Source organism: Gracilibacillus sp. Marseille-QA3620, assembly GCF_054950035.1.
Genome location: NZ_CM143102.1, coordinates 1,046,303 through 1,064,732, shown reverse-complemented (window position 1 = coordinate 1,064,732; position 18,430 = coordinate 1,046,303). Strand labels below are relative to the sequence as shown.

Here is an 18,430-nt window from a genome sequence, read left to right as displayed (position 1 = left end):
CTTTATTTCCTGGCTGCCTTTCCATCCTTAAAGCCTTTTTCATAGGCATCATTCATGATACTTGTAAATATGTCCATAAAGGGGATTAAATCTCTCTTGTGAATATCGAGAGTGCTCTCCGCCATTCTTTTCTTGATTTCCGGATAATGCTTCATGGCCATCGATAAGTAATCTATCTTCCTTTTTGACATCCCCAGCCCCCTCAGCAAAATTGAATCCCCTTTCATGTAGAAGAGAAAGGGGATTTTTCTTATTTGGCATACAATGGTTAGCCCTGACGAAATAGGCTCCTTTTCCTGACTTGGTTGACATGCCTTCGCAGCATCTCTACGCCCTTTTCCGGCTTTATGGGAGCATTCACAACATAAACCTGCTCCTCTTCTTTATTGGAAGGGAAGGCCCTTCCCGGCATCTCCCGTTCTCTGTCATAGATAATATGGTATCCAAGCTCCTTTAGTACCTCATACCAATGATTTTCCACACCAGACCTCAGCTGATAGTTCCCGCTCTTCGATTCAGCAATCTCCAGAATACTCATGACCGCATCATCAATATAAAGGAGGTCCCCCCGGTCTGCCTTCTCATATTCTTCGAAAGGAAATGAGCCTCCCGTAAGACATTGTTCAAAGACACCCTCCTCCCTCCATGGTCCATACACATCTGGCAGCTGAATCTGAACATTTGATTCAGACCACTTCATTACATCTATGAGAGGCCGCTGGTGATTACCAGTGATATAAACAATCTTGCCGGTCTTTTTCTTATTCAGTTCCAAAAATTCCTCAACATCAGGCAAGCTTATGTCCTCTTGGTATACATACAGAATAGAATCCTCTTCCTTACTGAATGAAAATTCCTCTATTGAATACAAGAGCAAATTGGCATTTCGGCCGATATATAATTCCTTTTCTTCTCTAACCCCCTTATCTAAATAGGGTAAAGAGGGTTCAATACCAATCACTTCTTGACCGTCTTCCATCAGCTGCGAGCATAGCTCAAAGGCCACAAACGAAAATGGCGACATAACGATATTCCTTGGCATAGTAAAACCCCCTGCCGTTTTCTACACATTATGCATGGGAAACAGGGGTTATGCTCTCTTATAATTGTTTTTCATGCCTCTTAAAGAATGAATTCATTTGATATGGGATACTGTATCGCTTCTCAGGGGTTATATAGTTGATGTCAAAATGCGGGTGAGTGGATGCGATATGCTGATAATGTGCTTTTAGATTTTTTTCGTAGGAATTTATCACATGCATCAACAGGACAGGAATCTCTTCAGGAATTCGGCAGTCATGCCTGCCTTTAAGCCAGTTAGCCGCATCAGCGGTTTCCATATTATATGCATGGCTTATTTCTTTCATAAATTTTTTATGAAAGAATTTATTTTCTTTTTCTTTTTCATAACGCTTTAGCAAAGATAATTCCGGATCGACCATCGCTATAGAGCGTATCTTTCCATCAAGGAGCACGCAGAGGCTTTCAAGAAGAAGTGCACCTGTTCCTTCAGCCAGAAGATGAATTTTATCATTCACAATTTCATGACGGATGAAATGAGCATATAGTTCAGCAAGTGTGTCAGAGGCTCCTTCCTTTCCCCAATGGGCACCGAGGTTTGTGGCAAAAAGGGTGTACCCCTTCCCTAAAAGATGATCCACCATTTGTCTTTTACCAGGATGCTCCATCCAAAAGTTCGTTTTTTCATGGATATAATGTCTTTCCCCGCCTACAAGCAGGATTGAAAAACCGCTCGGCCGTTCCGGGTAAAAGATGGTTGTCCATTCATGATTAAATCGAAATGTTTTTTGATTCATCATCATTTTCCCCTTACTAATTGGTACTTTGATAATGTATGTAGAAGTGCAGGAAGGTGTCCGGGCATTCCCCCCTTTCCTGCTCTTATGTAGATGGATACATAATTTCATGTGGTTGGGGAATGATAATGGATATATATTTGGAAAAATTAGCTTAACGAAATAGTTTCCAGCTTATTTGATCTATGATAGAATAATTAATGATTGTAGATGAACGGGGTGAACAAGTTGAAATATCTTTTTACATTTATCTGGACATTTGCATTAACACATATGGTCATGTACGTAACGAGCTCTATGGTCGAAGGTGGAGAATATGTATTTAGCACTGCATCTATTCTCGCTGTCGTCATCACTGTTTTGATTCTTATCGTTGCGGCGATCATTCCAAATGAACCTGTACAAGAGCATCATTAATGGATGAACGCAATAAGCAAAAAGGACAGCCCTTCGGTTGTCCTTTTTGCTTACCGTAATATCATTTCCTTACGGCTTTCTGACATATGTCCAATGTCTATTATGATTCGAGTTCTCCGGAAACGCATCTCCGGCCTTCAATCGAATTTTCTTCGGATTAACAATATTGCTTCCTGTTTCTCCGATCTCAATATACTCACCGTTATTCGGCGCCTTCTGTCCATGCTTAAAATGACGATTCTGTCCCAAGAAAATCCCTCCTTTTCTCTTCTAGAATCCCCATTTTCCATTTATTCATGCCTGCCTTGGCGTTGCCATTAAATCAACAAGCAAGGCTTTTTGTGCATGCAGACGGTTGCCAGCCTGCTTCATAACTACAGAATGCCCTGAATCAATGATAGCGGCTGTTACCTCTTCACCACGATGGGCCGGCAGGCAATGCATAAACAGATAATCCTCTTTCGCACAAGCAGTCAGCTCTTCATTGACTTGGTAGGCTGCGAAATCCTTCAGCCTTTTTTCATTTTCTAATTCCTGCCCCATGCTCGTCCAGACATCACAATAAATCACGTCTGCATTTTGAGCAGCTTCATATGGGTCTTGCACAACCTCTACTTTCGCTCCCGTACCTTTCGCCGCTCTTTTTGCCTTATCTATCACTTCCTCGTCTGGCTCATAACCAGGCGGAGTCGCACAGACAATATGCATACCGGCCAGTGCACCAGCAACCAGCAAGGAGTTCGCTACATTATTCCCGTCACCAATATAAGCCAGTTTTACCCCAGAAAGCACACCCTTCATTTCCTTAATTGTCAATAAATCTGCCAATGCTTGGCATGGATGTTCCAAATCGGTCAATCCATTAATAACAGGGACAGTTGCAAATTCAGCTAAAGCTTGGGCCCGCTCATGTTCATGTGTTCGAATCATTAATCCATCTACATACTCTGATAACACTTGAGCAGTATCACTTATCGGCTCTCCCCGTCCGAGCTGTGTATCATGACCACTTAAGAAAATAGCGCTTCCGCCAAGCTGAAGCATGCCGGTTTCAAAAGAAACCCGTGTTCTTGTAGAGTTCTTCTCAAAAATCATGCCGAGTATCTTCCCTTTTAGAGGAAGATCGGAATATCCAGCCTGCATGCGGGCCTTCAATTCCTCCGCAAGGTCCAGCAGGTCTGCTAGCTGTTCACATGTCAGCTCTCCCATTTCCAAAAAATCCTTCTGATTTACGATTGGTTTGATTCCATACATAATTCTCAACCTGCATTTCCCCTCTCCCAATTATGCTTCCATTCATGAATTTCTAGTTAGAGACTTTAAGCCCGCATACTTCTTCTATTTTCTCTAAAGCGATTGATAATTCTTCCCTAGTCACGGTCAAAGGCGGAAGCAGCCTCACAACATTTGCTCCAGCAGTCAGTACTAATAATTGCTGTTCCTGCAGGCTCATTATATAGGGAGCAGATTCATGATACATCTCAAGACCAATCATAAAGCCTTCTCCCCGAACCTCTTTAATTGCCGGCGAACGCTCAGCGAGCTCCTTCAATTTATCCATAAACCAGGCTGATTTCTCTCTCACCTCTTGCAGGAAGGTTTCATCGTTCATTTTTGTGAGAACAGCCTTGCTTGCAGCAAGAGATATGGGGTTACCCCCGAAGGTTGAACCATGAACTCCCGGTGAGAATGCCTCCTCTAGTTCAGCCTTTGCGATAACAGCGCCAATCGGCAGTCCATTGCCAAGACCCTTTGCCGTCGTGATGATATCAGGCTTCACATTCGGATATTTCAAATAAGCAAATGGATAACCGGTCCGTCCATTCCCCGTTTGCACCTCATCAATGATCAAGAGGGCATTGTTCTTTTGGCAAATCTCGGTCAACCCTGACAGAAAAGCTTCTGTTCCAGGTATAACACCGCCTTCTCCCTGAATTACCTCTACCATGACTGCAGCTGTTTCTTCATCTATCTCCTGTTCGAAAGCCTCTAAATCATTAAATGGAAGATAGCTGAACCCTTCTAGCACGGGGCCAAACCCACTATGAATGGAACTCTGTCCAGTCGCTGCCATCGCTCCAAATGTTCTTCCATGAAAGGATTGGCTGCACGTGATTATAGTTGTTTTCCCTGTTGCTCTTCTAGCAAGCTTCAGTGCTGCCTCATTTGCTTCTGTACCACTGTTGCAGAAGAATACCTTGTCAAGTCCGCTCAACTGAGCCAATAGGGACGCAGTTTCCTCTTGAATAGGAAGCTGAAATAGATTGGAGGTATGCCAAAAGCGCGCTAGCTGTGCTTGAACCTCCATCATGACCTCCTCATGACCATGACCGAGATTGACTACTCCAATACCCGAGGTGAAATCCAGATAGTCCTTTCCATCCTCTGCTGAAAGCCAAGTCCCTTTGGCCTTAACCGGGGTAATTCCCCATTTTTTATATACCGGAAGTAATGATGACAATGCTTTCCACCCTTTCTTTAGGCCCCAAGAAACGTACCCTTCCACTCTTTATTCGAAAAGAAACGGGATACTCCACTCGTTATGAGAATGGTTGAGGCTCCTTCTTGCTTCGCCTGTATGGCGGCGTTCACCTTGGGAATCATGCCCCCATAAATCGTGCCTGTATCAATTAATTGATGAATCTCCGCCTCCGTTATATGGTCAATCGTGCTGGGACCATTTCTTATCCCGGCTACATCTGTAATAAATATACACAGCTCTGCATGGAGCGCCGCAGCAACAGCTCCTGCAGCAGTATCCGCATTTACATTCAGTTTCCCCCCGTCTTGATTAAGGGAAATCGGTGTCAGAACTGGATACACCTCTTTAGCCAAAAGAACATCAAGCAGGGTGGTATCGACTTTTCGGATTTTTCCAACTTCTCCAAGTGCCGCTTGATCAATATGCTCTGCCTCCAGAATCGCACCATCCGAACCATTTAAGCCAACCGCTTTAAAACCACGAGATTGAAGCATATGCACTAACTGCCGGTTCGTTTTGCCGGCTAAAACCAGCTCGGCAATTTCCAGCGTCTCCTTCGTTGTCTTCCTGAGACCATTCTCAAATTGAACAGGAACTTCAAACCTATCCAACATCTCATTAATGTCTGGTCCTCCGCCGTGAACAAACACGAATGAATATCCTTCACTTCGCAATTCAGCCAAACTGTCAAAGAATTGATCTGATAAGCGGCCAATGATGCTGCCGCCGCATTTAATCACTATGGTTTTCATCTGCCCGTCTCCCCTACGTTCGATAGCTGGCATTGATTTTGACATAATCATAGGTCAAGTCGCAGCCCCATGCCTTGCCTGCACCAAGTCCATCCGCCAATTGGATGAGAATCTGCACTTCATCTCCAAGCAAATAATCACGCGCCTTTTCCTCATCAAAAATGACCGGAGTACCGTGATGAAAGACTTCAACAGGACCAAAGGAAATACTAACCCTTTCCTGATTAAACGGGATATTGCTGCGTCCCATTGCACCAACAATCCTTCCCCAGTTTGCATCTGCACCATAAACGGCCGTCTTAACGAGATTAGAAGCAATCACTGTCTTGGCGATGGTCTTTGCTTCTAGGTCAGTTTCTGCACCAGTCACATGAACCTCCACTAATTTCGTCGCACCCTCTCCATCACGAGCTATTTTCTTTGCGAGACATTCACATGTCTCCTTCAGCAAGGTCATAAAGATAAGCCAATCAGGATGGTTTTCATTCAACAGCTCATTTCCGGCGGCACCGTTAGCCATAACTAGAACCATGTCATTTGTGGAGGTATCTCCGTCAACGGTAATCTGGTTAAAGGAGATATCGGTCACCTTCCTTAACGCACGTTCAAGTGATTTCTGCTCAACCTTAGCATCCGTGGTCACAAACCCAAGCATTGTTGCCATATTGGGATGAATCATACCAGAGCCTTTAGCCGCCCCTCCCATGGAAACAGTCACTCCATCGATAACGGCTTCAAACGCACACTTTTTCGTACAAGTATCTGTCGTCAAGATTGCCTTTTCAAAACCTTCCCCGCCGGACGATTCCTTTGTGAGTTCAATCTCTTTAATACCGGCTGTAATCTTCTCAATCTCGAGGAATTGACCAATCACTCCCGTTGATGCGACAGCTACATCATAGGGGGTTAAGCCGAACTTATCAGCAACTGCTGCCCGCATCGTTTCGGCGTCCTTTAATCCGCGTTCTCCAGTACATGCATTTGCACAGGCACTGTTCACAACCAATGCTTGCAGGGTACCGTTTTTTGCAATGCTCTCCTTCGTAACATGGATTGGCGCTGCCTGATAAGAGTTCAATGTATATACCGCTGCTGCCTGTGCCGGCCTCTCTGAATAAAGAATTCCTAAATCATTGTGTGAATAGCGAAGCCCAGCATGAATTCCTTCTGCCCAAAATCCCTTCGGTGCCAAGATACCGCCGTCGATTGCTTTCATTAACTCCTTCACCTCTGCATTCATACATACCTTCCTCTCCATCATTCTCTTTACGGGAACACTGGAACTAAGCGCAGACCCTCAGTCTCCTCAAGTCCCATCATGATATTTGCATTATGGACCGCTTGACCCGCAGCCCCTTTAACAAGATTGTCAATCACAGATACAAGTGTGACTCTGCCAGTCCTTTCATCCATTCGAAAGCCGATATCACAGTAGTTCGTGCCATACACTTCCTTGGTTGATGGGAATTGATTATCCCCTCTCAGCCGAATGAAAGGTTCGTCTCCATAGTGATCCACTAGAGTCCTTTCAATTTTGCTTGCTGTCACACCCTTTTTTACCTTTGCATGTATGGTTGCCATGATTCCTCTTGTCATCGGGACAAGATGAGTCGTAAACATGACCGGTTCAAGGGAAGCATCCCAATGCCTCAGTTGCTGTTCAATTTCTGGGATATGCTGATGTTTATGGACTTTATATATCGATAGGTTCTCATTTGTCTGAGCATAATGAGTCGTATCCGTACTCTTTTTCCCTGCCCCTGATATACCTGACTTAGCATCGATAATGATGTCGCTCGATTCAATCAATCCATTGGCTGCCAGGGGTGCAAGTGCTAGAAGGGAAGCGGTTGAATAGCAGCCTGGATTAGCGATCAGCCTGGCATTTGCGATTTCCTGTCGGTTCCACTCTGACAATCCATAAACAGCTTCCTGCACATATTCCGCTTTAGCAGCCGGCTGTTTATACCATTTCTCATATTCACCTTGTCCCTTTAGTCTTAAATCCCCCGACAAGTCAATGATCTTCAGATTTTTCTCATATAATCCAGGTACCAATTTCTTTGCAATTCCGCTTGGCAAAGCCAAGAATACGAGATCGCTTGTATTTGCAATCTCATCGGCATCGTACACCTTCAATATTAGCTGTGTTAAGCCGTGCAATTGCTTGTTCTCTGAGTCTAGCCTTGAACCGGCTGTCGAAGAGGAATATACACCTGATAAAGAAAAGGAAGGATGATTTGCCAAAAGCCGAATCAATTCCATTCCGCTATAGCCAGTCGCACCAACAACAGAGACATTCATTTATATTCCACCTCTTAACAATTTTTTAAAATTCAGTAATATCTATTTATTATAGTTATGTATAATTATAAAATCAAATGTATTTTTATAATATTTTAAACAGAATAATCCCCCTAAGATTCTTTGAACAATTCATATTCCAAACAATCAGATTCATACACGCAATTCGTTTATCCTTTCTAACAAACTGCGAAATATCATTTTATACATTTATTCCCTTTTCCATCCCTATGTATCTCCTAAAAATAAATCATCAGGAACATAAATAAAAAAGCGCACCGCCCAGTTCTTTCGGGCGGTAACGCTCATATCCTTTCGTGATTTAATTTCATTTTTCCCATCAACCATTCGAAGATCTGCATATTCTCCTCTAATGAAAAGACTGCCACGTCAAAGGGAATCCATTCATGGTTCTTGTTTACTTCAGGCCAAAGAAGTACTGCCTGACAATTCGTTAATTCCTCTAATAAAGACAGATCCTCTTCCTCACGAATCAGCACAATCTTAGGGTACGGTGCCTTCTTATATCCCTCTAAGATAATAATTTCCGGATTAAAGACCATTAATAAGGCTAGATTTTTATGCAATAAGGATTCCTCATCCATCCGACCTTGCAGATGGATGAATCCTTCTCCTTCCACTAGTGCTGCTGCCGCTCCTGCATGGAAGTGCTTATCGGAATCCTTCCATGCAGTTGAATCAGGCTTACCACCATGGCCATGATGCTTAAGCACGGCTGTCTCTATTCCTTTTTCTTTTAAATAAGCAATCATTGAAAGAATAAATGTCGTTTTACCGCTATTTTGATAGCCGACCACTTGCCAAACAGGTGCTACCAAGGCCATGCACTCCCTTCTTCATCCTCAAGCAAGAGAATATCCACCTCTTCCCCCTTTTGATACCCTCTTGTCCCGCCGGGGAGAATGGCAAAAGAATTGGCAGTAACTAAGCTCATCACCATATTGGACTTATCCTTTCCACTCGGAACGACACAAAGCCGGCCATCCTCGTAATAAGTACGACTCCTGACAAAGCGGGTAAAGGGGTTTGCCTTTGTGAAATCCTCACCGAGTACAGCGCTCACTCTCTTAAGGTGGGGATTTGGTGAGTGGAGCATTGTGCGGATGATTGGCCTGACAAATAATTCAAAACCAACATAGCTTGCTGAGGGATTCCCGGATAAGCCGAAGAGGATTTTCCCTCCCATGGCTGCAACAGTTGTCACGCTGCCCGGCCTCATGGCAACCTTATTAAACAGAACACGCGCCCCAAGGCGATGATAAATATCGGGCATATAATCATAATCACCAACCGAAACCCCGCCAGTCGTAATCAGCAGATCCACTTTATCCAAAGCATCACTTATAGCCGAATAGCTCCCTTCAAGATCGTCAGGCAAGATACCGAAAAATTTCACATCCCCTCCAGCTCTCTTAATCTGGTCAGCCAGCATATAGGAATTGCTGTTTCGTATCTTTCCTGGCTGCAGTTCCTCACCCACATCAAGCAGCTCCGTTCCCGTTGCAAAAAGACCGATAACAGGCTTCTTCGCCACGGGGACCTTCGTATAGCCAAATGTCGCTAAAACCGCCTTAATTCCCGGGTTCAACTTTGTTCCCTTCTTTACGAGCAACTCTCCCTTCCTCGCATCCTCCCCCTTAAACGATACATTCTCTCCCTCTTTCACCTTACGCTTGATCTGGATGAAGTTCCTGCCGTCCCGTTTTATTTCACGAACGAGCTCAAGCATGATAACAGCGTCTGCCTCTGCCGGCATTTGAGCGCCTGTCATGATTCTGACAGCTTGGTTATCCTCAAGCTTTCTTGTCGCAACCATACCAGCACCAATCTCTTCGATCACTTCAAATTCAACCGGGAAATCCCTTGATGCATGAAGTGTATCCCTCGAACGTATAGCAAACCCGTCATATGGAGAGCGATCAAAATAAGGTACATCATGAGTTGCGGTTATATCTTGTGCGAGTGTTTCATTAAAGCAAGTATGTATAGGCAGTAATTCATCCTGTCCAATCAGCGCATGCTCCATAACTCTTTGAACAGCTTCCCCTACCGGTATCGGTTTCCTCATCTCCATCTTTCTTTCCACCTCATTTTCATTCTATCTATCAACCAATATTTTGAAATTTACAATATCCTGCTATAATCAATCTTATACATGAAAGGCGGGATTCATCATGCTAGAAGGCCATATCGAAAGCGTGCGCATTGGTACGCCCAAACCATTGCCCTACCGCAGCAAGATCGTACAATCAGCCATCTTTAAAGAGGCAGTCACAGAACCGATTTATGTCACCCTCACGAACCTAGATGGCGACATTCAAGCCGATACGAAGCATCATGGCGGCCCAGATAAAGCCGTTTGTGCATATGCAGCGGAAAACTATGCATTTTTTACCGAAAAGATTGGCCAAGCCTTCCCTTTTGGCTCCTTTGGAGAAAATTTAACAGTCAGCGGTCTCAGAGAGGATTCAATCATGATTGGCGATATTCTCTCTATCGGGGAATGCATTCTGCAAGTATCCCAGCCGCGGGAACCTTGCTATAAAATCGCTGCAAGGCACAATCTCGTTCAGCTGCCTGTGTGGATTAGGCAGACAGGCTATTCCGGTTATTATTTCCGCGTATTGAAAGAAGGCAGCCTTCAAGCAGGTGACAGCGCCATTCTTAAAGAAAGGGGCAAAGGCGGGATTACTGTTGCTTCAGCAAACACCATTATGTATGGAGATGATACCCCTTCTGAACAAATTAAGCGGCTTTTAAACGAGGAGGCATTATCAGCCTCCTGGAGCAAACAGCTGACGAAGAAACTAGCAAGCCTCACATGAAGATGAGCACCCAGGAAAATGGGTGCTTTTTTCATCCGCCAATATAGGACATTTCAATTTTCTTTCGCAGCTTAGATGCAGCTTCGGTTCTCTGGTCAGAATAACGGTCATGACGATGGTTCCAAATCGATACAATTCGTTCGCGTAAAAGTTCATTCTCACTCGAACTGCGCAGCAGGTCTCTTATATCATGGCCAGCCTCACTGAATAAGCATGTATATACATGACCATTTGCTGATAATCTTGCCCTCGTGCAACTGCCGCAGAATGATTCTGAAACGGAGGTAATAAATCCAACTAGGGTATTCGTATCCTTATAACGGTATTTCTTCGCTACTTCACCAAAGTAATCCGGGTCTAGCGGCTCAAGTTCAAACCGCTCATTCAATAGGACAAAGATATCCTTCTTCGTAATAACCTCATCCATCTTCCAGTCATTAGTCGTGCCGACATCCATGAATTCTATGTAACGAAGCTGCACACCCTCTTCTCTGCAAAATTCTGCCATCGGGATAATCTGGTCATCATTCATTCCTTTTTTGACAACCATGTTCACCTTCGTCTCAAAGCCGGCCTCCTTAGCAGCCCGAATCCCATCTACAACAGGTTTTGTCCCTATTCCTCTTCCATTTATCAGCTTAAATAAAGATTCATTTATACTGTCCAAACTAATATTGACCCTGTTAACCCCCGCTTCCTTAAGGGCTTTCGCCTGCTTTGGAAGCAGGATTCCATTCGTCGTCAAAGCAATATCCTCTATCCCTTTGATACTGGACAGCATATTTACCAGTACAGGTAAATCTCTTCTAAGAAGCGGCTCTCCTCCAGTCAAGCGAATCTTCTTTACCCCGAGCTCAGCAAAAACAGAGGCTGTTCGTTCTATTTCTTCAAATGTTAAGAGCTCTTCCTTTGGAAGGAAGGTATACTCCTGATCAGCAGGCATGCAGTATTGGCACCTCAAATTGCATCGGTCAATGACCGAAATCCTTAAGTCCCTGAGGGGCCTGTCAAGCATATCTGTTATTTGTTCATTATTCATTTGTCTCCCCCCTATTCATCGCGATCTCTCTTTCATCCTACCTTACACCTTGATTATGTATAAATAATTACCAATAGAGTCATATTTTTGAATCCCTTAATTTATGATACATACCCTTTTTCTTATGTGACTAATCCTCTTCCTATCCTTTATGCCAGAGGGAATTAGTTAAGTCCATTCCATTTCATTTCATTAAAAAAAGCCGGATGGTCATCCCACCGGCTCTCTGGACAGTTACTTTTCATTATGGTCATCATTATGAGCAATCAGGATAATATCCTTCCCAAGTTCCTCGCTGAATTGCTTTTGATATTCATTCAATTTCTGCACTTGATGATCATTTAGCTTTGCAATTTGATAATTGTTCATGATTTTTCCTCCCTGGCTGGACAATATTCAAAGAGACAAACTCTTTATATACTATCATTCCCAAAAAGGTGAAAATCATTTTATAAAGGATATGCTCTTACTGAATGCCAAGAGCAATTTTCGCATAACGGGACATCCGATCCTTAGTCCAGGCAGGCGTCCATACAATATTCACGTCCACGTCCTTCACTTCAGGAAGATCTTTCAATGCATATTTCACTTGATCGACAATTGTGCCAGCAAGCGGACAGCCCATCGCCGTCAAAGTCATCGTGACAGTCGTATTGCCTTCCTCATCCATATCAACATCATACACAAGTCCAAGATTTACTATATCAATTCCCAATTCAGGGTCTAATACATCCTCTAAAGCACCCATAATGCTATCTTTCATATCTTGATCCATTAATTTTAGCTCCTTTCCTTGCACCTCTTTGTCCTAATCCTACCAAAATTCATGTTCAGTGGCTATTTTTTGAACCTTATATGACCTTTTCTTCAATCCAGTTTACAGCCTCAAGCAAGCCTTTTCTTGTAACCGCATGGCCTGCTTGCTCATCTGTCACATATGTAACCTGCTCATCCTTAAAATGCCGAGCCTGACTTTCGAGGAAGGTGCGTATGCCAGCTATCGGGACAACCGGGTCCTTCTCGCCGTGCCAAATAAATAACGGTCTTCCATTCAGCTTTTCAGGCTGCAAGGATAAATCATATTTGGTTAAAGCATCCAAGGTTTCCTTAACCTCCGCCTCGCTGATTCCTTCTATCCCTTGTTTCAGCATCCCATGGGTAAAATCTTGGTAAGCAGGAGTCCCCATCATGCTGACAGCTGCCTTAATCCACTCATATTGTGTAAGAGCCCCAAAGGTTGTGATTGCCCCCATAGATGTTCCTCCAAGCGCAATTCGATCATGAATCACATAACCATACTCCGTTATATAGTGCTTAATTTTCGGTAATTCTTTAATAGACGATAGAATAATCTTCCAGAAAGATTTAGACATCACCTCTTCTGAATAGTCTCCCCCTCTTTCCCCATGCATAATCGCATCTGGAAGAAACACTCTGAACCCACGCTCAGCAAGGAGATAAGCATAATGAAGATTATGCTCTTTCGCGCTCATGAATCCATGTAGAAAAATAAACCCTGGCAGCGGGATATTCTTCAAATCCTGCTTGCCGATGATCAGCATTGGAACATCTTCTACCGTTACTTTCTCTATTTGAATCATTGTGCTTCTCCACCTCTTTACATATATTTTACAAATCAATAAATACCATTATTCGGCTATACTTGATATGATTATATAAGATATTACACATGATGGTAATGATATACCCTTAAAAATTCAGATGATTCAAAGGAGAGCCATATGTCAGAAAAACATTTAATTGTGCTGGATTTAGACGGCACACTCTTAAAAGATGATAAAACGATTTCACCAAGAACCAAAAACGTGCTCCAAACCTTAAAGAACAACGGCCATGAAGTCATGATTGCAACCGGAAGACCGTTCCGCTCAAGTGAACCATACTACCGCGAGGTTGGCATGACGACTCCTATCGTGAACTTTAACGGGGCATTTGTCCACCATCCCCTATCCAAGTCATGGGGAATGCACCATACGCCACTGGATATTAAGGTAGCAAAGGACATTGTTGAAGCATTGGATCACTACCGTTACTTCAATATTATAGCTGAAGTGAAGGACGATGTTTATTTCCATTATCATGATGAGAAATTACTTGATGTCTTCAAGATGGGCAATCCAAGCGTCACAACTGGTGACCTCCGCCGCTTCCTGCAGGATTCGCCAACATCCATGCTAATACACACAGAGGAGGAGGATGTCAAACAAATCCGAAAGCATCTATCTGATGTTCACGCAGAAGTCATTGACCACAGACGCTGGGCTGATCCATGGCATGTCATTGAGATTGTCAGGAACGGATTAAGTAAAGCTGTCGGCATCGACAAGGTAGCCAAGGATTTAGGCATTCCAAAGCAACGCATCATTGCTTTTGGCGATGAAGATAATGACCTGGAAATGATTGATTATGCAGGAACTGGTGTGGCTATGGGCAATGGGATTGAACAATTGAAATCAGTCGCTAACCATATTACCTTAACGAATGAGGAAGACGGAATTGCTGTATTCCTTGAAGATAAATTCAATATTAAAAGTGCATGACTAACAAAAATTCTTCCTGGACATGATAGTAAAGGACGGAGGAATTGTCCTCTGTCAAACATTGAATGCAGGAGGTATTTCTCATGGGAAAAAGAAATAAATCCAAACGCTTTGTCCAGCAAGGGAAGGATGCCGTCGCTAAGCATAGCGAGAAGTTTCCGTATCGTTTAACGATGGCAGAAGCTGAATCCAAAAATCAGAATACCTTTGCGGGGCTTTAATTATGCGGAATGAATTATTTGGTCGTGCAAAGAAAGCCGTTGAACTAGCCTATAACAGCAATGGAAGCCAGCCGGAATTGATTGCAAAGGCAAGGAATGAACTTTCCTCAGCATTTGCCAATTCCACTATTGCTGAACAAGCGCAGCTTCATCAAATGCAAGATCTGCTTGATTCCCTGGAAAACAGCATTCAATAAAGAAAGGGCGCAAGGAAATTTCCTTGCGTCCCTTTTCTTCACTTCACCTTCGATACAGGTGCTGTCTCCTCATTTTGAACCATCTCATACATGCTGATGAATTTATCCACAATAGCTCCCCATGAATGTTGTCTAGCTGTCTCTACACCTGCGAACCTGACAGAATCATGCCCCCCGCTCCGAAGAACTTGCTTAATCTTCTCTGCCGCTGAATCCATATCCTCAAAATCAACCAAATAACCATTCTTCCCATCTGATACCATCTTTTTGAAGGAAGGAATCTGGCTCAGGAAGGCTGTACGTCCACCAGCCATAGCTTCTAAAGAAGATAGACCGAATCCTTCATACTCAGAAGCTGAAATAAAATAGGCTGCCTCGGCCATTTCCTTTAATAGATCCTCCTCTGATAGAGCCTCACAGATGGTCACATGATGTCCAATATCATAACGCTCAATCAAGTTCAGGAATTCCCCCTTCAAATGATCATAGTCCCTTCCAACAACCGATAGATGAACATCTGGAAATTCTGTTTTTAAGCGGGCAACCAGATCAAGCAGCTTATCAATCCGCTTATTTTTAGAAAATCTGCCGACAAAGATAAAGCGGTTCTTTCTTCCCTTTTCCTGTGCAACCGTATGATAGTGGTCGAAGTTAATTCCATTCTCGATTAACTCAATTCGCTCGGGTGAAATCGGCTTAAATGTTTCATAATCAGGCTCACTGTCTGCCACAATCCAGCTCATGTTCCTCAGACTCATCTTTGTGAAGGTATGGAAATGGAGTTTCTTATATAAATAGAATTTTTTCGTGTGAAAGAAACCTCCATGTGTAGATAAAATCATGGGCTTTTTATGAATCAGCTTCAAGCCAGCTAGATAATCCAGCAGGAAATCAACGCCATGTATATGAATTAAATCAAATTCTGATAAGTAGTTAACAGCCGATAAAGCAATAGGATAGCGCCGAGATCCAAAATAGGGGATTCTCCTTACCGCTATGCCATTGATGATTTCGGCCTCCGGGAATCTTTCTCCATTGGAGAAATCAGCATTTAACGTTAATACCTCTGATTCAATGCCTTTTTCCTTCAAGTGAACAGCTAAGTTTTCCACGAAATTTTCCATCCCGCCAATTACCGGCTTGTATTGCCTGATTACATGAAGAATTCTCATGATTCACTTCCTCTATCTTTAATTAAATTCCCTGAGGCATAAGGGCTTGCTCCTTCGTTGACATCCATGCTCTATAGGCGAGACTATCTGGAATATCGACATCAGCAAATGTCAGCATCTCCCCTTCTTCAACCGGTCTGATTATAGTAGCCAGATCAAGCAGTCCAATCGGGATATGGTTAGGCTTATCGTTAATCTTCACTGCTCTCCCTCTAACTTCAAAGCTTCCAATTCCACGCTTAATCGGCGTTCCTGCAGCAAGGTCTTTCTTTGCCACCGCTCCCATGCTATAAGAAGGGGCGCTTGTATTATTCAATAAAATCTCTTTTCTTTCTATTACTCGCCTGATTGTCTTGACGACTTCCAGATGGCATAAATGAAACGGCATAATCAATGTATAGTACGGTCCTTCCCCAAGCTTCATATAGTGAAGAGCATCCCTTTGCCCTTCGCCATCAAGATGTCTTGCTGTTACAAACACCCCAGCAGGCGCTTTAGCAGAAAGAACGTAATCACTGATTGGATAACCGAATTCTTCCGCCCTCATAGCCAATACATTAGCTCCAGCTAGTAAATCCTCAGCAGCTATTCCACTGATCCCGCTTGGCAGAAGCTTTGTTTGAAAGGCATTCGCTACCAGAGTCTGCTCAAATTCGACTTTTGTTCCGTCCGTAAAGGAGGTGACCATCTCAAGGCTAATCTTATTTCTCTTCGACCAATAAAGCATATCTTCAAAGGATGGGTTAGGATTTAAGAATCCCTTAATATTTCCATACACAAGCGGTTCAAACCCCATTTGCAGAGCATTCTCACGCAAGGCAGCAATGCACCCAGGCTGGTCTCCTTCCGCTTCTGTAATAAATCCTTTTCCAGCAAAGTACGAGCCAGTCGTTACCTGAAGCTCTGTATTCATGGTCACAACCGGAAGACCGGCCTCCATTACCTTTGCAATCATTTCTGTTCCGAATAACACATCTCCCGTGCATTCAACAATAATATCTGAGTGTTCAATACAATCCTCGATGGAATTTGTTAATAAATGAGGATAAGGAAAGTCGCCCCGCCTATCCAGCCTGGTTCTTGTCATGACTTTAACAACCTCTAAATCTTGGCACAGGTTTAATGCCTTCACTAATCCTTTTCCAATAAAACCGCTCCCGATTATCCCCACTCTTTGTTTGATCTTTATCATGACCGTTCTCCCCTCGGTATAGACTTTAGAGTTTGTTTTTCTTTTCTTATCAAAAGGAAGTAGCTTGTAATTAATGCTGCATGAAACCAGACAAATCCCATTCTAAATCCATTATTAAAATTAAAATCTACGAGTATAAACAGACTGGCTGCCAAGAATCCGAGAGGAATAAAATTGGATTTATCATAAACCGAAAGAATCATCCAGGTGATTCTTCCAAGAATCAAAAGGAAGATGGCAAGCCCGATTATTCCGGTATCAAACAAGACCGTCAAGAATAAATTTGCATTCCCCTTACCTGCATTGAGCTCTCCTCCATATATATATTCCTGTCTGATATCATCCCTCATGGACAATTCAGCCATCCCGCCGCTCCCATTGCCGACAATAGGGTGCTTCGGGATATAATCCAGCATTAACTGGATGGAGGCAAAACGGCTATCTGCAGCCCCTTGGTCTGTCTCAAGGCTTGTGCTTGGATGAAAGCGGTCATAGACCTTCATAAAGATTCCTTGGTTCACGATAAAAAGCATGATAGCTGACAAAATCAAAATGACTGCAGAGGAAGCAAAGAGCTTAATTGCCCTCATATTCTTCGTAATGATAAAGATGGCAATTACGGCGACCGCCAAGGAAAGAATACTTGCCCTCGCCATACTGATGAACACACCTATGAAACTCATGAACATGCCAATCAGGATAAACATCGGCGGAAATAAGCGCGTATTCCTGCTTAAATACATCACCACAAACCAGACAGCGGTATATCCTGCAAATAAGCCATACCAGTCGGGCTCATGGGCAAAGGATGATGGACGCGGAATGCCGATTTCCTCATAATGACTCAGCCCGAATTCAAATCCCAAAAAGAAGCCAATCCATTGCAGTATCCCGACAGCTGTTACAATAATTCCGGATACCAATGTGTACTTCAAAGCTTTATCAAAGAAATCAAGACCTTTATTGTAAATACATTGAACAGATATGAAATAAAACAGATTCAAAAATAGCTGACCAACGACTGATTCCCAAAAATCTCCCACGCTGATCAAATGTCCTATACTGAAGAAGTAGCTGAATACCCACAGATTAATCAGGATAAATAAGGGAGTCTTATATAGTTCCCTTTTAGAAAGCAGGAACTCTATCGTAAATTTAAGAAAGAGCGCTAAGAACAATATTTGAAAGATTCGTATATAAGAGCCTTGGAAGGTAATAAATGAACGATCAATAAAGATACTTAGTGCAATAAAAAGAAAGACTCTTTCTACAGTTAAAGGAAAGAAAAAGATAACGGCAATAATGATTAAGATGATAGGAAGATAGGCAAGCGGGAGGGCGGCGAACGCCCCCACCGCCAAAGCTAAGATAGCTGCGATTGCCGTTTGAACATATTGCCGTTTTTGATTATTCCAAAGCAGACTATTCAC

At 43.2% G+C, this 18,430-nt stretch carries 23 protein-coding genes; 5 read left to right on the top strand and 18 right to left on the bottom strand.

From position 1 onward, the window contains the following. Window positions 1-2 precede the first annotated feature (2 nt). The 3 genes from ACY8DX_RS05425 to ACY8DX_RS05415 form a co-directional block, all read right to left on the bottom strand. Window positions 3-191 carry a ComZ family protein gene (locus tag ACY8DX_RS05425; protein ID WP_439802199.1) on the bottom strand — a complete coding sequence of 63 codons (189 nt, stop codon included), beginning with the start codon at window positions 189-191 and terminating at the stop codon, window positions 3-5. Between the two features lie 77 nt (window positions 192-268). Next, on the bottom strand, window positions 269-1,042 hold the full coding sequence (locus ACY8DX_RS05420; RefSeq protein ID WP_049671787.1) for a hypothetical protein: 774 nt from the start codon (window positions 1,040-1,042) through the stop codon (window positions 269-271). A gap of 58 nt (window positions 1,043-1,100) precedes the next feature. Next, window positions 1,101-1,823 (bottom strand): hydrolase, encoded by a 723-nt coding sequence (locus ACY8DX_RS05415; protein WP_439802200.1) that lies wholly within the window; start codon window positions 1,821-1,823, stop codon window positions 1,101-1,103. Window positions 1,824-2,090: 267 nt separating this feature from the next. Between ACY8DX_RS05415 and ACY8DX_RS05410 the strand changes: the two genes are divergently transcribed. Next, complete coding sequence (locus tag ACY8DX_RS05410) at window positions 2,091-2,234, top strand: DUF2929 family protein (RefSeq protein ID WP_462406894.1); 144 nt, start codon at window positions 2,091-2,093, stop codon at window positions 2,232-2,234. 69 nt (window positions 2,235-2,303) lie between these two features. Here ACY8DX_RS05410 and ACY8DX_RS05405 read toward each other — a convergent pair whose 3' ends face one another. From ACY8DX_RS05405 to ACY8DX_RS05370, 8 genes are all read right to left on the bottom strand, one after another. Continuing rightward, window positions 2,304-2,483, bottom strand: a complete 180-nt coding sequence (locus ACY8DX_RS05405) for a YjzC family protein (protein ID WP_049671790.1) — start codon at window positions 2,481-2,483, stop codon at window positions 2,304-2,306. Between the two features lie 45 nt (window positions 2,484-2,528). Then, window positions 2,529-3,488, bottom strand: a complete 960-nt coding sequence (argF, locus tag ACY8DX_RS05400; protein WP_462406893.1) for an ornithine carbamoyltransferase — start codon at window positions 3,486-3,488, stop codon at window positions 2,529-2,531. Window positions 3,489-3,540: 52 nt separating this feature from the next. After that, window positions 3,541-4,695 carry an acetylornithine transaminase gene (locus ACY8DX_RS05395; protein WP_462406332.1) on the bottom strand — a complete coding sequence of 385 codons (1,155 nt, stop codon included), beginning with the start codon at window positions 4,693-4,695 and terminating at the stop codon, window positions 3,541-3,543. Between the two features lie 17 nt (window positions 4,696-4,712). Beyond that, entirely contained in the window at window positions 4,713-5,468 is a 756-nt protein-coding gene (gene argB, locus ACY8DX_RS05390; RefSeq protein ID WP_462406331.1) for an acetylglutamate kinase, read from the bottom strand. A 13-nt stretch (window positions 5,469-5,481) separates the two neighbouring features. After that, complete coding sequence (gene argJ, locus ACY8DX_RS05385) at window positions 5,482-6,726, bottom strand: bifunctional ornithine acetyltransferase/N-acetylglutamate synthase (RefSeq protein WP_462406892.1); 1,245 nt, start codon at window positions 6,724-6,726, stop codon at window positions 5,482-5,484. A gap of 8 nt (window positions 6,727-6,734) precedes the next feature. Beyond that, window positions 6,735-7,772, bottom strand: coding sequence for an N-acetyl-gamma-glutamyl-phosphate reductase (argC, locus tag ACY8DX_RS05380; RefSeq protein ID WP_439802201.1), 1,038 nt, complete (start codon window positions 7,770-7,772; stop codon window positions 6,735-6,737). 305 nt (window positions 7,773-8,077) lie between these two features. Next, the gene (gene mobB / locus ACY8DX_RS05375; protein ID WP_462406330.1) at window positions 8,078-8,617 is read right to left on the bottom strand and encodes a molybdopterin-guanine dinucleotide biosynthesis protein B; all 540 of its coding nucleotides are present in this window, start codon (window positions 8,615-8,617) and stop codon (window positions 8,078-8,080) included. Next, on the bottom strand, window positions 8,605-9,867 hold the full coding sequence (locus tag ACY8DX_RS05370; RefSeq protein WP_049671796.1) for a molybdopterin molybdotransferase MoeA: 1,263 nt from the start codon (window positions 9,865-9,867) through the stop codon (window positions 8,605-8,607). Before ACY8DX_RS05370 ends, mobB begins: the two co-directional genes overlap by 13 nt. A 100-nt stretch (window positions 9,868-9,967) precedes the next feature. Between ACY8DX_RS05370 and ACY8DX_RS05365 the strand changes: the two genes are divergently transcribed. After that, window positions 9,968-10,618: an MOSC domain-containing protein gene (locus tag ACY8DX_RS05365; RefSeq protein WP_049671797.1), complete on the top strand. Its 651-nt coding sequence runs from the start codon at window positions 9,968-9,970 to the stop codon at window positions 10,616-10,618. 31 nt (window positions 10,619-10,649) lie between these two features. Here ACY8DX_RS05365 and moaA read toward each other — a convergent pair whose 3' ends face one another. The 4 genes from moaA to ACY8DX_RS05345 all read right to left on the bottom strand — a co-directional run bounded on the left by moaA (window position 10,650) and on the right by ACY8DX_RS05345 (window position 13,258). Further along, the gene (moaA, locus tag ACY8DX_RS05360) at window positions 10,650-11,657 is read right to left on the bottom strand and encodes a GTP 3',8-cyclase MoaA (protein ID WP_439802203.1); all 1,008 of its coding nucleotides are present in this window, start codon (window positions 11,655-11,657) and stop codon (window positions 10,650-10,652) included. 234 nt (window positions 11,658-11,891) lie between these two features. Then, window positions 11,892-12,026, bottom strand: coding sequence for a hypothetical protein (locus ACY8DX_RS05355; protein WP_269431793.1), 135 nt, complete (start codon window positions 12,024-12,026; stop codon window positions 11,892-11,894). Between the two features lie 97 nt (window positions 12,027-12,123). Next, window positions 12,124-12,432, bottom strand: coding sequence for a metal-sulfur cluster assembly factor (locus tag ACY8DX_RS05350; protein WP_049671799.1), 309 nt, complete (start codon window positions 12,430-12,432; stop codon window positions 12,124-12,126). A gap of 76 nt (window positions 12,433-12,508) precedes the next feature. After that, the gene (locus tag ACY8DX_RS05345) at window positions 12,509-13,258 is read right to left on the bottom strand and encodes a prolyl oligopeptidase family serine peptidase (protein WP_439802204.1); all 750 of its coding nucleotides are present in this window, start codon (window positions 13,256-13,258) and stop codon (window positions 12,509-12,511) included. 141 nt (window positions 13,259-13,399) lie between these two features. On the opposite strand from ACY8DX_RS05345, the gene ACY8DX_RS05340 reads away from it, so the two are divergent. From ACY8DX_RS05340 to ACY8DX_RS05330, 3 genes are all read left to right on the top strand, one after another. Next, window positions 13,400-14,218, top strand: a complete 819-nt coding sequence (locus tag ACY8DX_RS05340; RefSeq protein WP_439802205.1) for a Cof-type HAD-IIB family hydrolase — start codon at window positions 13,400-13,402, stop codon at window positions 14,216-14,218. 83 nt (window positions 14,219-14,301) lie between these two features. After that, on the top strand, window positions 14,302-14,439 hold the full coding sequence (locus ACY8DX_RS05335; RefSeq protein WP_049671802.1) for a hypothetical protein: 138 nt from the start codon (window positions 14,302-14,304) through the stop codon (window positions 14,437-14,439). 2 nt (window positions 14,440-14,441) lie between these two features. Beyond that, window positions 14,442-14,636, top strand: coding sequence for a DUF3813 domain-containing protein (locus ACY8DX_RS05330; RefSeq protein WP_439802206.1), 195 nt, complete (start codon window positions 14,442-14,444; stop codon window positions 14,634-14,636). Between the two features lie 38 nt (window positions 14,637-14,674). On the opposite strand, the gene ACY8DX_RS05325 is transcribed toward ACY8DX_RS05330, so the two are convergent. From ACY8DX_RS05325 to ACY8DX_RS05315, 3 genes are read right to left on the bottom strand one after another with little or no spacing between them, the layout of a single operon-like run. Continuing rightward, entirely contained in the window at window positions 14,675-15,808 is a 1,134-nt protein-coding gene (locus tag ACY8DX_RS05325; RefSeq protein WP_462406329.1) for a glycosyltransferase family 4 protein, read from the bottom strand. Between the two features lie 22 nt (window positions 15,809-15,830). Further along, the gene (locus ACY8DX_RS05320; protein WP_049671805.1) at window positions 15,831-17,000 is read right to left on the bottom strand and encodes an NAD(P)-dependent oxidoreductase; all 1,170 of its coding nucleotides are present in this window, start codon (window positions 16,998-17,000) and stop codon (window positions 15,831-15,833) included. Next, window positions 16,997-18,430, bottom strand: a complete 1,434-nt coding sequence (locus ACY8DX_RS05315) for an O-antigen ligase family protein (protein ID WP_049671806.1) — start codon at window positions 18,428-18,430, stop codon at window positions 16,997-16,999. Before ACY8DX_RS05315 ends, ACY8DX_RS05320 begins: the two co-directional genes overlap by 4 nt.

Coding starts and splice junctions, on each gene's coding strand:
- ACY8DX_RS05350 (WP_049671799.1), bottom strand. CDS start 12,432: ATGGATCAAGATATGAAAGATAGCATTATGGGTGCTTTAGAGGATGTA.
- mobB (WP_462406330.1), bottom strand. CDS start 8,617: ATGGCCTTGGTAGCACCTGTTTGGCAAGTGGTCGGCTATCAAAATAGC.
- ACY8DX_RS05325 (WP_462406329.1), bottom strand. CDS start 15,808: ATGAGAATTCTTCATGTAATCAGGCAATACAAGCCGGTAATTGGCGGG.
- argF (WP_462406893.1), bottom strand. CDS start 3,488: ATGTATGGAATCAAACCAATCGTAAATCAGAAGGATTTTTTGGAAATG.
- argC (WP_439802201.1), bottom strand. CDS start 7,772: ATGAATGTCTCTGTTGTTGGTGCGACTGGCTATAGCGGAATGGAATTG.
- ACY8DX_RS05370 (WP_049671796.1), bottom strand. CDS start 9,867: ATGGAGATGAGGAAACCGATACCGGTAGGGGAAGCTGTTCAAAGAGTT.
- argB (WP_462406331.1), bottom strand. CDS start 5,468: ATGAAAACCATAGTGATTAAATGCGGCGGCAGCATCATTGGCCGCTTA.
- ACY8DX_RS05335 (WP_049671802.1), top strand. CDS start 14,302: ATGGGAAAAAGAAATAAATCCAAACGCTTTGTCCAGCAAGGGAAGGAT.
- ACY8DX_RS05340 (WP_439802205.1), top strand. CDS start 13,400: ATGTCAGAAAAACATTTAATTGTGCTGGATTTAGACGGCACACTCTTA.
- ACY8DX_RS05415 (WP_439802200.1), bottom strand. CDS start 1,823: ATGATGATGAATCAAAAAACATTTCGATTTAATCATGAATGGACAACC.
- ACY8DX_RS05410 (WP_462406894.1), top strand. CDS start 2,091: ATGGTCATGTACGTAACGAGCTCTATGGTCGAAGGTGGAGAATATGTA.
- ACY8DX_RS05355 (WP_269431793.1), bottom strand. CDS start 12,026: ATGAACAATTATCAAATTGCAAAGCTAAATGATCATCAAGTGCAGAAA.
- ACY8DX_RS05425 (WP_439802199.1), bottom strand. CDS start 191: ATGTCAAAAAGGAAGATAGATTACTTATCGATGGCCATGAAGCATTAT.
- ACY8DX_RS05345 (WP_439802204.1), bottom strand. CDS start 13,258: ATGATTCAAATAGAGAAAGTAACGGTAGAAGATGTTCCAATGCTGATC.
- ACY8DX_RS05365 (WP_049671797.1), top strand. CDS start 9,968: ATGCTAGAAGGCCATATCGAAAGCGTGCGCATTGGTACGCCCAAACCA.
- moaA (WP_439802203.1), bottom strand. CDS start 11,657: ATGAATAATGAACAAATAACAGATATGCTTGACAGGCCCCTCAGGGAC.
- argJ (WP_462406892.1), bottom strand. CDS start 6,726: ATGGAGAGGAAGGTATGTATGAATGCAGAGGTGAAGGAGTTAATGAAA.
- ACY8DX_RS05320 (WP_049671805.1), bottom strand. CDS start 17,000: ATGATAAAGATCAAACAAAGAGTGGGGATAATCGGGAGCGGTTTTATT.
- ACY8DX_RS05330 (WP_439802206.1), top strand. CDS start 14,442: ATGCGGAATGAATTATTTGGTCGTGCAAAGAAAGCCGTTGAACTAGCC.
- ACY8DX_RS05420 (WP_049671787.1), bottom strand. CDS start 1,042: ATGCCAAGGAATATCGTTATGTCGCCATTTTCGTTTGTGGCCTTTGAG.